The 11,833-nt window shown below is 55.0% G+C and carries 16 protein-coding genes and 1 pseudogene; 2 read left to right on the plus strand and 15 right to left on the minus strand.

Annotated elements, in window-relative coordinates; translation table 11 throughout:
• Window positions 1-40 precede the first annotated feature (40 nt).
• From P2T60_RS21175 to P2T60_RS21220, 10 genes and pseudogenes are all read right to left on the minus strand, one after another.
• A pseudogene (locus P2T60_RS21175) lies at window positions 41-1,040 on the minus strand (DUF6610 family protein).
• Window positions 1,041-1,154: 114 nt separating this feature from the next.
• A complete protein-coding gene (locus P2T60_RS21180; RefSeq protein ID WP_276282914.1) occupies window positions 1,155-1,454 on the minus strand; it encodes a hypothetical protein in 300 nt (99 codons plus the stop codon).
• Window positions 1,455-1,512: 58 nt separating this feature from the next.
• Window positions 1,513-1,728 (minus strand): DUF8129 domain-containing protein, encoded by a 216-nt coding sequence (locus tag P2T60_RS21185; RefSeq protein WP_276282892.1) that lies wholly within the window; start codon window positions 1,726-1,728, stop codon window positions 1,513-1,515.
• A gap of 122 nt (window positions 1,729-1,850) precedes the next feature.
• Complete coding sequence (locus P2T60_RS21190) at window positions 1,851-2,288, minus strand: hypothetical protein (RefSeq protein ID WP_276282915.1); 438 nt, start codon at window positions 2,286-2,288, stop codon at window positions 1,851-1,853.
• Between the two features lie 79 nt (window positions 2,289-2,367).
• Window positions 2,368-2,715 carry an SWIM zinc finger family protein gene (locus P2T60_RS21195; RefSeq protein ID WP_337250866.1) on the minus strand — a complete coding sequence of 116 codons (348 nt, stop codon included), beginning with the start codon at window positions 2,713-2,715 and terminating at the stop codon, window positions 2,368-2,370.
• Between the two features lie 241 nt (window positions 2,716-2,956).
• Window positions 2,957-3,391: a PIN domain-containing protein gene (locus tag P2T60_RS21200; RefSeq protein WP_276282917.1), complete on the minus strand. Its 435-nt coding sequence runs from the start codon at window positions 3,389-3,391 to the stop codon at window positions 2,957-2,959.
• Complete coding sequence (locus P2T60_RS21205; RefSeq protein ID WP_135823822.1) at window positions 3,392-3,643, minus strand: AbrB/MazE/SpoVT family DNA-binding domain-containing protein; 252 nt, start codon at window positions 3,641-3,643, stop codon at window positions 3,392-3,394.
• Window positions 3,644-3,755: 112 nt separating this feature from the next.
• Entirely contained in the window at window positions 3,756-4,214 is a 459-nt protein-coding gene (gene mntA, locus P2T60_RS21210; RefSeq protein ID WP_276282893.1) for a type VII toxin-antitoxin system MntA family adenylyltransferase antitoxin, read from the minus strand.
• Window positions 4,215-4,233: 19 nt separating this feature from the next.
• On the minus strand, window positions 4,234-4,464 hold the full coding sequence (locus tag P2T60_RS21215) for a DUF7557 family protein (RefSeq protein WP_276282894.1): 231 nt from the start codon (window positions 4,462-4,464) through the stop codon (window positions 4,234-4,236).
• Window positions 4,465-4,578: 114 nt separating this feature from the next.
• The gene (locus P2T60_RS21220) at window positions 4,579-4,968 is read right to left on the minus strand and encodes a hypothetical protein (protein ID WP_276282895.1); all 390 of its coding nucleotides are present in this window, start codon (window positions 4,966-4,968) and stop codon (window positions 4,579-4,581) included.
• A 211-nt stretch (window positions 4,969-5,179) separates the two neighbouring features.
• Here P2T60_RS21220 and P2T60_RS21225 point away from each other — a divergent pair, with 211 nt between their 5' ends.
• Window positions 5,180-6,892: an MBL fold metallo-hydrolase gene (locus P2T60_RS21225; protein ID WP_276282918.1), complete on the plus strand. Its 1,713-nt coding sequence runs from the start codon at window positions 5,180-5,182 to the stop codon at window positions 6,890-6,892.
• Window positions 6,893-6,985: 93 nt separating this feature from the next.
• On the opposite strand, the gene P2T60_RS21230 is transcribed toward P2T60_RS21225, so the two are convergent.
• Complete coding sequence (locus tag P2T60_RS21230) at window positions 6,986-7,366, minus strand: hypothetical protein (RefSeq protein WP_276282919.1); 381 nt, start codon at window positions 7,364-7,366, stop codon at window positions 6,986-6,988.
• Between the two features lie 218 nt (window positions 7,367-7,584).
• Between P2T60_RS21230 and P2T60_RS21235 the strand changes: the two genes are divergently transcribed.
• Window positions 7,585-9,021, plus strand: a complete 1,437-nt coding sequence (locus P2T60_RS21235) for a hypothetical protein (RefSeq protein WP_276282920.1) — start codon at window positions 7,585-7,587, stop codon at window positions 9,019-9,021.
• Between the two features lie 148 nt (window positions 9,022-9,169).
• Here the strand turns inward: P2T60_RS21235 and P2T60_RS21240 are convergent, their stop codons facing one another.
• The 4 genes from P2T60_RS21240 to P2T60_RS21255 all read right to left on the minus strand — a co-directional run bounded on the left by P2T60_RS21240 (window position 9,170) and on the right by P2T60_RS21255 (window position 11,745).
• Entirely contained in the window at window positions 9,170-9,445 is a 276-nt protein-coding gene (locus P2T60_RS21240) for a DUF7389 domain-containing protein (protein ID WP_276282921.1), read from the minus strand.
• Between the two features lie 23 nt (window positions 9,446-9,468).
• A complete protein-coding gene (locus P2T60_RS21245; protein ID WP_276282922.1) occupies window positions 9,469-9,867 on the minus strand; it encodes a DUF6166 domain-containing protein in 399 nt (132 codons plus the stop codon).
• Window positions 9,868-9,949: 82 nt separating this feature from the next.
• Complete coding sequence (locus P2T60_RS21250) at window positions 9,950-10,810, minus strand: hypothetical protein (RefSeq protein WP_276282923.1); 861 nt, start codon at window positions 10,808-10,810, stop codon at window positions 9,950-9,952.
• Window positions 10,807-11,745: a MarR family winged helix-turn-helix transcriptional regulator gene (locus P2T60_RS21255; RefSeq protein ID WP_276282924.1), complete on the minus strand. Its 939-nt coding sequence runs from the start codon at window positions 11,743-11,745 to the stop codon at window positions 10,807-10,809. Before P2T60_RS21255 ends, P2T60_RS21250 begins: the two co-directional genes overlap by 4 nt.
• Window positions 11,746-11,833: the final 88 nt, after the last annotated feature.

Consider the following 11,833-nt stretch of genomic DNA (forward strand, 5'->3'; position numbering starts at 1 on the left):
ACGCGCCGCACCCCTCGGGGCGCAAAAAACACTCGTGGCGTCAGGCCGGCGGGAGGTAGACGCTTTGCTCGCCAGCAAGTTCTTCGAGGTGATTCCGGTGCCGGTGGGTGAAGTAGCAGTCGTAGCTGCAGTAGCCACAGATGTCCCCCGTGTCGTACTCTGCGACGTAGGGACCGCGCTCGGTCGTCCACACGTTTGCGCCGCACTCGGTACACGCCGCACTCTCGATATCGCCCGGTGACGGACCCTGATACGCGATTTTGGGCTCGTCCTCTTGAGGTGTCGACTCGGGCCAGATGCCCTGCGTCTGCCAGAACTCACGAATCCGGGCGAGGCCGTGGCGCACCGTCTTGCGAACCGTTACATGATCGGCGTTGCGACCGCTGTCGTCCCATCCCTCGGGCGTCCAGAATTCGCCGAACTGCGCCCCGCGATGGACACCGTTCCAGTCGAGGCCGACGATATCGGCCGGTGGGTCGCCCGTTAGCGTCGGGCGAGTAAGCTGGTCGATTACGCCGAGTTGCTTGGGCGGGCCCACCGAGAATATGGACGCGACGGCCACGCCAGTCCACGGGGTCAGAGAATTCGTGGGCAAGTCGATCAGCGTAGCCCCGGGAGTACCCGACGACGAGATCATCGGGGACTGTGCGAATCGCGGCACGGCACTTTGGAACGATCACGAGGTCCGCATCCGGGTAGCTTCCTTGGATTTCGCGTGCGGCAGTAACGTATTCCTTGACCTCGTTGACGTCGTAGGCGTCACCGATCACACCGACTTGCGGTTCGTACTCGAAAAAACGCTCGACGTATCGATCGAGGTCGGGATTACGGAAGTCATTGTCGAGCATCCCGACTGGTAGTTCCAAGTCTGTGTACTGGTGCTGTTGGTAGGTACAGTCTTCGCGAAAGCCAGTGAGAAAGCCGAGTCGGAATGCATCAAGCGCGAAGGGAATGCGGTGAAGGAACGCTATGTGATCGGCTTGCCGGGCGGCTGTAATTTCGGTTGCGATGCTGCTGGTCGGACGTGCTGAGAGAGCCATCTCGAATCACCTCGAAGACACGGGAGTGATTGCCCCGCACCCCTTGGGGCAGAAAAACCAGTCGCAGACGCCAGTATTAACCAACAACACCAGTAGTTCCTTCTCTACTGTTGGTTAATCCTCAAAAAGACACCGAGTGGCTGCCTCCTCACCTGTGAGCGTCCGTTGGTCGTCGGCAGTATCGGCAAACAGGGTTGACTGGTCGCTCTCGGCCGAGCGCGCTACTTCGGGGCGGTCATCAACGCCGAACTGGTCTGCTTCCGGCCGATCTAATCGGGAATCGCGCTCGCGGTGGTCGATCTCTGCGCCGAAATCTTCGAGAGATGTCTCGACGCTTTCTTCGACGATTTCGAGTCGGCCATCGTCTCCAAACGCGGTCTGGTGCTGAATCTTGATCTCAGGTCGATTACTCATGTCCTTTGAGCCTCCACCTGTTTGAGGCTCGAAAAAACACTCTCCGAGGGACGGGGTGTTACGCTTGCTCTAAGCGAATTTCTTCTGCACGTCGCTTGAGTCGTCGAAGAATCTGGATACGATTCTGGTGGGTGTTCTCGTAGGCGACACAGGCACGGAGCGTGTCCATGTCGTCTATCGTCGCAATGCTTGGGTCGATGAGCCGGATGTTTCGCGGCTCAAGTCGTTGTTCTGGTGAGAGTCCATTCGATTCGCCGTCTCTGACATTGCTCACTTGTTGTCGCCTCCGCTCCTGTCGGAGGCGACGAAAAACAACCGAGAGCGATTTTTTGGGACTCTACCCCGGAAGACTACATGAGACGTGTTTCGAGGTGCGGATGAAAGAGCGCGACCGGACTAGCAGTCGCGGTCGGTGTACTGCTGGCGCTCCGGCCGAATCCCTCCAGTGAGGACCTCGCTTTCGTAGTGATCGCCGACGCTTCTATCGAGATCGACGAGTTTGAACACACCGTCACCGGTCCAGCCACAGTCGGCTGAACATCGAGCGACCGCGTACGCATCTGCATCTTTGCTAAGATGGATGCCGTCGAGTGTGAGCGCGCTATCGCAGGCTGGACAGATGGGACTGACCGAGGTGTACGTATGCCCGAGTATCGCCTTGATGTCTGCAGTGGTGTCACCGAGCGTCTCGTTGAGGACGCTGCCGGCGGCCGTTTCGAGTGACTCGCAGAGTGCCTGCTGTTCGGCTTCGTCCTCTGGAAGGTTAGTGTTCGTAACTGCGATGGTTAGTCGTGCGAGCGAAGCGTCGTCGTTGGTGTTTTCGGGGGAAGTCATAGAGTTCGGAATCGGTTGCTTGTTATTGTACTTCGATACAACGTGGCAGAACGGAGCGGTCGTCTCAACGTGAGGTATGCTATTCGGGGAGGTCACGTCGTCCGGTCCGGTAGCACTTCCAGCACGGAAAATCGCTGGAGAGGTCCGCACAGTCACAGTCCGGTTCGTCTGTCTCTGCTTGTTCTTCGGAGTTCTCCTCGTGGTCGTGAGGGTGGTTCGGGGGCTGGACAGTCTCGCCACCGTCGGCGAGGAGTTGATGGTGGCGGACGGCGTCGAGAATGGGTTGACGGAGCGCGACCGCGACGCGGTGTTTACATGCCCCGCTGTATTTTGCGTCTGCAGGGCACGTACACGCGGTCGGCAGGTCGTCCTCGATGCGGACGGTGTACTCGTGATTCTCCGGGTCGGCGTAGCTCCCGTTCCGCACACAGATATCGTCATCTCGGAGTTCGAACTCGAAGGCTTCGTACTGGGCTCGTTTCCGGACTCGATTCGTCGTCTTGAGTCTTGCAAGTGGTGTCGTCATTGTGGTCGTGAGGCACTGAGAAGTCGAGTGCCCCGTACCCTTCAGGGGCAGAAAAACTTACCAACCGGCTCTAACTCGTCTATCGAAGCGGCTTGTCTACAGATGAACGAGGCGAGTGACTTGTGGCTTGATTGTGAGGGATTTATTCCGGCTCGTAGGGGTTTGTGGCGGTATCGAGTCGGTAGACATCGTCAGCCGCATCGAAGTCATCATCGAATGCGTAGAGATACCCTAGCCCTTCTGTTTGCATGTAGGCGACGATACACGCATCGACGAGCGAGAGCGTTCTGTGCTGTCTGAATAGTGCTTTTCCCGTCGCAAAGGCATCGGTAGTTAGCGACTCGACATGGAAGCGGGCATTCTCTTCGATTCGGTCAAGAAGATCGACGGCCGCATCGTGTCCGGCGTGGGTGGTGAGCCCGTTCATCGTCTCTGCCAGAACGTAATCGAGAATGACTGCCTCCGGCAATGACCCGTCGTCAACGCCACGGAGGATGGGAAGCGCAGTATCGTGTGCGTTATCTCGTCGATAGGTCGCTGCGAAGAGGACCGACGTGTCGAGTAAGGCCCGAGGCATTTATTCGATGTCGACGCCCCAGGCGTCGTGGTCGGTAGTTACGTCTGTTTCTGTGTCTCCATCGTAGCCCTCGAAGTCACTAAATGTGCCTGTCCGTTGCTGAATGACGTGGACGCGGATACTGCCATCTTTTTCGATGTGCCAGCGTAGCTGGTCACCGTCGTCAATTCCGAGTTCTCGCCGGATTCGGGCAGGGATGTTTGCTTGGTTGCCCGAGACCTTGCTCTCGGCGTCGATACGGTCACTACTCATGGTCAGTAGAGGGAACTCTATCGTTAAAAAGGTAGTGTGGAGGCACACTATGGTCTGCTTGAGGCAGCAAGTATAGTAGGATTTTGATAACGAACACGTCTTCGTTAACCATTTATACGTCTCCGCTTGCTAATCGGTCGATGAATTCACGCTGTTGGCGTTTCCGCTCGTCGACCGTTGATTCGTACTCTTTCTCGATTTGCTCGTAGTATGTCTCGACGGCCTGTTCGTCGCCAGTTAGCAGGAGACCGTCTTGGAGAGCGGCGTGTGCGACGGCAGTCGGGAGTTGCTCGATATCGCTTACGTCCACAAACTCCTCGGCATACTGCTGGAGGTCCGGATCGATTTGGTTTCGCAGTCGGAATCGTTCCCGAGCGTCCAACGTCTCCGGGAAACGGAGTGCGATGTCCACGTCTGAGTCTGGTCCAGCAGTTCCGCGTGCGTGCGAACCGAAGAGAATCGCAAAGACGACTCGCTGTTGGTCGAGATACGACCGCAGTCGGTCGAGCTTGACGCGTTCGACCGCGGAGTCGTCTGTATGCACCATACATACGTGTTCATCGTCCCGCATAATATAGTTGTGCTGCCGATTAGTCGAAGCGCTTGCCGAGTTCACGGACCTCGGCAGTATCCTCTTCCTCTGGTATCTTGATCGCGTCCCGCATCTCACCCACCTGCTCATTGTCGAAGACATCCTGAAGGTCACGGAGCGAACGGTTGTCGATGAGGCGCTCGATGGTATCACTAAACGACTCTCCCTCCTGTCTATTTGCTTTGATGCGCTCGTAGAGGTCGTCAGCAAGCTGAACGTGGCGCGACATCCTTGTCGACGACATTGCCGCCGAAGTTGAATCAGTTTTTGGGTCACCTACGAAATCCCTCCGCTGATACTCTCTGGGACCGGTTCAGTGACACGTTTCTTCCGGTAAGACGCGTCACACCGTTCGATCCTCAATTGGCTCAAGAGTCCGAAGGTCTGCTCGCAGGACGTCGCCATGCCGGACGACGTATCGAACGGCAAGCACCGGGAACCGACACTTGGTGAACCCGACTGTCTGAATATCGAGTTCGTCGCCCACCTCGACGTACGCTGCGAGTGCTCGAAGGAATTCGTGGGTCCGCTGTCCTGCTTCATAGTCGGGCAAGCCGTTTTCTCGACGTCCGTAGACCTCGAATGCGTCGTAGCCCCAAATCGAGAATCGGTCGTTGTCGTCAACCTCCCAGTCGAGCGTTCCGAAACAGTATGATTCGCAGAGTCCTTGAACTGCCTGTGCATCTGTGATAGTGACACCGTTCGACGTTGTTGCTGCTTGGAGTGTTGCCATGTTTTTCGGGCAGGGAATGCTGTCCCCGCACCCTTTCGGGGGTTGAAAAACACATCGTAATCGACGGTCTCAATCAGATTTACTTCTGCGCGACCTCGGCGAGTTTCAATGGTGAGTCTCTATTTCGGAGGACGAAACAGAGTATTCTCGTAGTGGAGGAACTCTTTGTCGGGTTTTCAAGTACGGGTGGTCCTACCATACTTGTAAATAGATGGATGTCTCGTACCAGAACGCGAATGTCTACGCTGGCAATGAGTCGACCCTCTTGCGATTTCACACGAACGACGGGACGACTGCGTGCATCCTCATCGATGCCGGAGACGGCGTTGATTTAGACGCCCTCCTCGCTGACGACGAGTACCTCAACGCGATACTGCTCACACACGGCCATATCGACCACTATCGGACACTTGGCGATAACGTTCGCCACAACGCGCCAATTTATACGGCCCCCGCAACAGCGACGATTGTCGAGCGCGCACTCCCCGAAGCCCAGAAACACAACGACCTCGGGACTGTCTCGGACGCACTCAACGCGCTCGAACCAATCGAGGACTGGACCGCTATCCTGCCGAACCTCGAAGTTCGTCCAATTCCTGTCGGGCACACGCCCGGTGCTGTTGGATTCGTCATTCGGTTCCACGACGAGGCGAGCGCTAACTCGACATTCGACGACGAAATGCAGTATCTCCTCGCAACGGGTGGCTTCACGACTCGGCCCTGCGCGGGGTTTCCTGGACTGGAGACGGCCTTGCCGGTCGATATCGATGCCGTCCTGCTGAACGTTGCGACGACCGACGAGTCCACGCCTCACCTCAACGATTCATTGCGAACGATTCTCGAACGCGGGTTCGCTGGATCGCCTGTCGTCGTCGCTACGAGCGCACTGACGGGCGTTCACTACGCGACGCTCCTCGGCCACTTAGTCAACGAACTTGACCGGACACTTCCGATTCGGCTCGTCGGTCAAACCGCGAAACTCTGGGACGACCTTGACTTCGATACGCCGAACGTCGAATCACAGTGGGTTTTCTCTGAGCCGTCGGAGGTACTGGACTCGGGTGCAATCACGATTTGTGGTCCTGACGAGCCTGTCCGAGGCAATGCCAAGCGATTGTTCGGGGCTATCGAGGACGACCCCTCTGCGGTGTTCGTCCAACTTACGACGGGCGGGGCTGAGCCTGCTTCTAGCGGGTCGTGTACGACCCACGCATTCGAGGTCATCAACCATCCGACGCCCGAGACGCTTGACGAGACCGTCGCGGAGTTAGCGCCACAGCACGTCGTCATCAAGCATGCGACGGGTGGGGAGTTGAATCGGTTCCAGAAGCGCTACGACGAATGTTTCACGTGGGGCACCAACGACGACCACGAGCATACTCTCTACGAGGCGGGAGAATGGGTTGCTCCGGGCTGGCTCACAGACCGGGTCGTCCAAAAAATTCGGATGCAACAATGGCAGGCGCTCAGCGACAAACCCGTTGCCACCCGAGAGAGCTTTCCAACTCCCGAGCGAACACCGGTCGATGTAGCGGCGGAAGGTGTGGCCGTTGACGAATTTCGAGACCAATTCTCTACTCAATCGATTGAGACTGACCACGATGGTCGAACTAGTGGCCCGTCTGCTTCGACTAAAAATCAAGAATTACACCCAGAAACGACTCAAGACGTACGCGACGACCCAGCGGCGGCGAGTTCGCCGGACCCTGAGACGGACTCGTTCGAATCGACGGTGTTGACTCGGTTGGACGCTATCGAGTCGAAGCTCGACGCCAAGGTCGCGACTGAGACGGTGACGGCACAAGTATTGAGTGGGGATGGGCAGACGTTCCTGCAAGTCTTGGACGAAACTGACCTCCCACCGGGACAGATGGTCGAACTGCAAATTCGTGAAGCTACAAGCGAAGACGACTCTTCGTCGTGATTGTTGATCCCTGGGGCGAGACTATAGTCTTCACAAACAGTTTCGACAGCATCGGTAGCAACTCCTATCGCATTCAGACTATCGTGTATTGGATTACGTGCGTGAGGTCGCTATCTCGATTCGATTATCTCCGGTGATTCGGACGACAACGCTTTCTACGGGGTCAGAAGCTGTGTCGTCAATGACTAGTGGAGCAGTTGTTACCTCTTCTTGTTTGTTGATTTTGACGTTTACGTTGAAGCTGGAACCCTCTTCAATACCAGTTAGCGCATACTGTGTTTCAATTTTACTTGGGTTCTCGGGTTGTTTCTGTGGGAGATTTGCAGTCTGTTTCCAAACCGTGTCGTCATTATTGGTTATACTAACCTGAACTGACTGGGTGGAGTTGGTCAGGTTTACTATTGTGACGGTGACACGACCTGTCTCAGGGGACGAAGCACAACCAGCCATTCCCATACTAAGTGCTGTCCCCATTGTACAGACCAGCGATCGTCGGGAATACGAGGGTGGCATAGAAAGATAATTCTTAGGTAGCAAGAAGCCTTTTTCTAATTCTTTTGTAGTCTCAATTGCAACTAATCATATTATTTGCTTCTGATAGAAATAACAAATATATAACTATTACATATAGCTGATTATATAAATGTAGATTAGAAAACATTAAATATCTAATGTGAAAATGGTTGGTTGCGATGGAAGAAAACAAAAAACCAAAAGCTGGCACGTCACGACGAAGGGTCCTCCAAAGTACCGGAGCAATTGCCGGGCTTTCGGCATTGCCGAGTACTGTCCTTGGCAAAACGACCACGAAGAAGTTCACGGGGTACACCTACGACGCACGAAGCCACGAAGTCGTCGGTGGTGCATCGGCTACTATCAAGCAGTATGGTCCACAACTGAAGGGAACGCTTTCCATCGGCGACTACAAGATTCGTGTCGATTATGATCGACCGACGGAGGCAAGTGAAGAACAAAATGCGTTCGAATTCAAAGAGATTCGCGGAGGCAAATACCAAGCTGACGATGCACCGTTGCAGATTGATTTGTCGCTCCGTCACGGCACAATCTACGGGTTCCTCACTCGACCGACACCTGTTCACGGGAAACTAGCATTTTCGCTACTTCCTTCGTGGAAAACACAGGCGGGAGAAGCCGACGGCAGTCATCTCCGTATCGATCGCGAGGCTCTCGAAAACAAACGTGGGATGAGTCACGGGATTCCGGTATACTCCGAGAATCTCACCGCAGATGAGGTTTCGGCCTACTCCCAAAAACCGTCGTCTCAGACAGTCTCGAGTGACACAATTACGACGCAATCCTCGATGGGCGATGTCGGAGCACTAAGTGAAGACGGCGTATCTGACACTACTGACTTCAACGACTACTATAACACGCCAAGCGACTGCAATCATCGAGACGATCTCGTCCAAGACTATCAGTACCAGATGGTCGTTGAGGCCGACCACGACCCAGGAACAGAGTCGGGACAGGAATACAATCAAGTCGGCGACGCAGGCAACCGCTGGAACTTCCAGAGTTACTTCTCGAATGAACCGAAGAACGGCGCTGTTCCGTCCGATGGATACGCTATTGATCCCTGCCGCCCGAAGGCTACCGAGTTCCATGTTGATGCGACGTGGGACTCCGGCGAAGAAGTCTGGTTAGACCTCCCTGACCCGACTGATAACGATCTCGAAGACGGGACAGAGACTAACATTGATGCTACGATTACGACTGGCATTGACCTCTCCCCGGTTCCATTCCTCAGTATGGGTGCATCTCTGTCCTACAAGGTTCAGCCAGAGACGTCGACGAGCCACATGAATAAGGGATACAACAACAACAGTACCGGGCAGTACTACTACTGGAACCTGGCGTACAGTCCCACGTACGACGATTTCAAGACCGATCCGAAATCGGACTCGTACGGGGTTTCGTTCCGCGTTAACCAAAGTAGTGCAAGTGACTACCATACTCTCCACCTCGAAACGACCAATACCTTCGAGTATGATCGGTTCGTCTACCAAAACCTCTCTTCCTGTCCGACATCCCCCGGTCAGTACCTCAAGGAGGTCATAGTGAAGGAAACAAAGCCTGCCTCTGGATATCCGACATTCGAGGTTCTCTAATCACCTCGTATCTTCTATTGCTACTAGTATCTCTCTCACATTTACAACTGCTGATTGAGTGATTAATTCCCTTCGTAGCAGGTCATGGGGACTTCTTGGAGTTGGACCCGAGGTAATCGGCCTATTTTTCCTATAGAATTGTGAGTCGCTACTCGTCTTTTGTGGGTTGAATCTGGCGGGCCTCCTCGGCGAGATCACGAATGTACGCTCGAAGTACGTCCATATCTTCTCGAGCGTCGTCGAGCGTTTTCGCTTTGACCTTTGCCTTGATCTGGTCTTCATCCCGCGTACCAGTCCCTCGCTTGAGTTTCAGCGTGAGCGAGACACCGACATCGCTTCGCTCGACGTACTCTGTCAGTGACGATTCGTCATTGGTCGCTTTCGATTCGGTCGTTGCACGAGAAGACGAGTTGTGTTCTGACATAGTGTAGCTGTATTGCTTGGTGTTCAGTTGGACGGTGCGACCACGTCGTCGGACAGTTCACGGAGGGCGTTTTCGATGTCGGTGCCGGTGAGCCGCCAGTACCCTTCAGGATGAGAGCAGTCTAACTGGCTCACGACCCGGTTTTTGAACGCGGTGTAGTGGGCTAGTGCGATGTCCTCGTCGCCGGTATAGTCCAGCAGGAGCGCAAGCGCGAGTTGCGCCGGGCCACTCCCACCGTATCCCCAACCGAAGCCCGATGGACTGTGGTTCGCCAGTTCGAGACTTAGCTCTGGCGTCACCTCTTGTCCGGGTTGTCTTTCCACAACAGCGCGTCCGCGCCGCCGGTAGCCGACGTAGACGATATCCTGTTTCTGGTTTGGCCGTGTCTGTTCGAGTGATTGGGAGTCGATTGTTCCACTCATGATTCGATTCGAGGGACTACTTCGAGACCCCCGCACCCCTCAGGGGGTGAAAAACTCACCGCGGTCGCTTCTGGCCTGTAATTCAGGGAAGTGAAATCTCCTCGGCTAGCGAGACGTCCGAGCCATCTCGCTCGACAACTCCCTTTTCAGCTAAATTGGTGACTGCCTTCCGGACAGTTTCTGGCCGGTCAATGGAGTCGTCGTTGTCTGTAACTTTACGGCACAGAATCTCAATTTCGAGAGAGCCAGTTTGGAGGTGCTCGATGACGGTACGCTCGGTGAAGGCACGGTCTGCGAGTGCTTCGACTTGGTCGGTGAACTCCGAGGGAAGCCCATCGAATCGCGTGATTGTCTGCTCAAACGTCATGAGTGGATGAGAGTAGCTGTACAATTGGTGGGCCTCGACGGTCCCTGTATTGACTGGGAGTTGTGCCTCAAGCTCTTCTCCGACGACACTAAACTGCAGGCCAGACCGCACAAGCGCGAGCATATCCTCCGGATCGTATCCACGACCTGCAACGCCTTTCAGGAGGAACATATCTTCTTTCGAGAGCGTGAAGCCAGCAACTGATTCTCCCCCATATATTTGCTCTGCGCGTTCGCGCATCTCCGTCGAGAGCCGAAGCTTCCCGACGATCTGCTCCTCGAACAAGTCCACCTGAACACCCGTCTCACCAGCCAACTCTAATGTCCGTCCAATATCCTCGAACTCTGCGGTCGGCTCATTCTCAACGACAAACCCCATATCGAGGAGAGCATCTCGAACGAGTTCGAATTCTGCGGAAACGCCGAGCACGAGGTCAATATCTTTCGTCTGATCTTTCAATTGGTGTGCGGTCATCGCGCTTCCGCCGACGAGATAGACCTTGACGCTCTGGTCAAGCTGGTCATCCACGTCTTGGAGGAATTCGGTGATTGCCTCACGGCCACTAAACGGACTCATGATGTCTCCTCGTATTGCTGTTTAAGAGCCTCAAAATCACGTGTATTCGGAATATACTCGGAGCTAGTTGGGTCACCGTGGAGGAACGAAAGCATATCTTCGATGAGTCCAGTTACGCCGTACTCCGTTGCAGTTGCGCGTAATTGGTCTTCGTCAAATGCGGTCGTCGTCAGTAGGAGGAGTGCGTAGCTTGTCCGCCGGCTGTCGGTCTTGGCGACGAGGGTGTGACAGACAAGTTGTTCGACAGTAATCTTGGTGTCGAGTTCGGAGTAGAAGACCGGCGGTTGGTTCGCGCCGAAGAACGTGAGGCCGTACTCTTCGTACCGTGCAAGCCCTGATACTGCCCAATTATCCGTATCTACGAGCTGTTCTCGGTCCTGTTTCGCTTCGACGGACACGAGTGCTTCCGCGGGGGTACTCCACAGAACGACTGCGCTTGGGGCGTCTTCTCTCGCTCGGTGTGCGTGTTCGTGGTCGACGAATGCCCGAGCAAATTCGACGAGGTCCGTGAGGTCGTCTGCAATCTTGTACTGGGTTCCGTCTTTGGTAAGCATTGCACGCTCTTGCAGTGGTGCAAGGAGTTGGTAGACCCGCTGGCGTGTTATCGGGAGTCGGTCTGCAATCTCGCTGACTTTCCGGGGTTGGTCCAGAAACCAGCAGACATGGAGGGTGCGTCGAGAGAGAATCTCCGAAAAATCGATATGGGGGTGTTGGCTTTGGAGTCGCCGGTAGGCGCGAAACACGGCTGTTTCGGTGGCTGAAACCACTCTTCGATTGCGATTCCCGCGTTTCGTCACGACAAGGCCGTTCTGCTCTAACTCTTCGACCACTTCGTGGACGCGGCCCATGCTATAGCCCGTTTGCTCGTGAAGGGCTGTAATCGATTGGTCCTCGGTCAATACGTCGAGGACTCGAAGATGCGCTTCCCCCATCATCTGGTAAGAGATACTAAAACAGTATATAAGAGTCTTCGGCTTTAGTTTACAAATTCCGATTTCGGGGTTCGTTTTAGCCGCCACTACT

The sequence above is a fragment of the Halorussus caseinilyticus genome (assembly GCF_029338395.1).
Classification (GTDB): domain Archaea; phylum Halobacteriota; class Halobacteria; order Halobacteriales; family Haladaptataceae; genus Halorussus; species Halorussus caseinilyticus.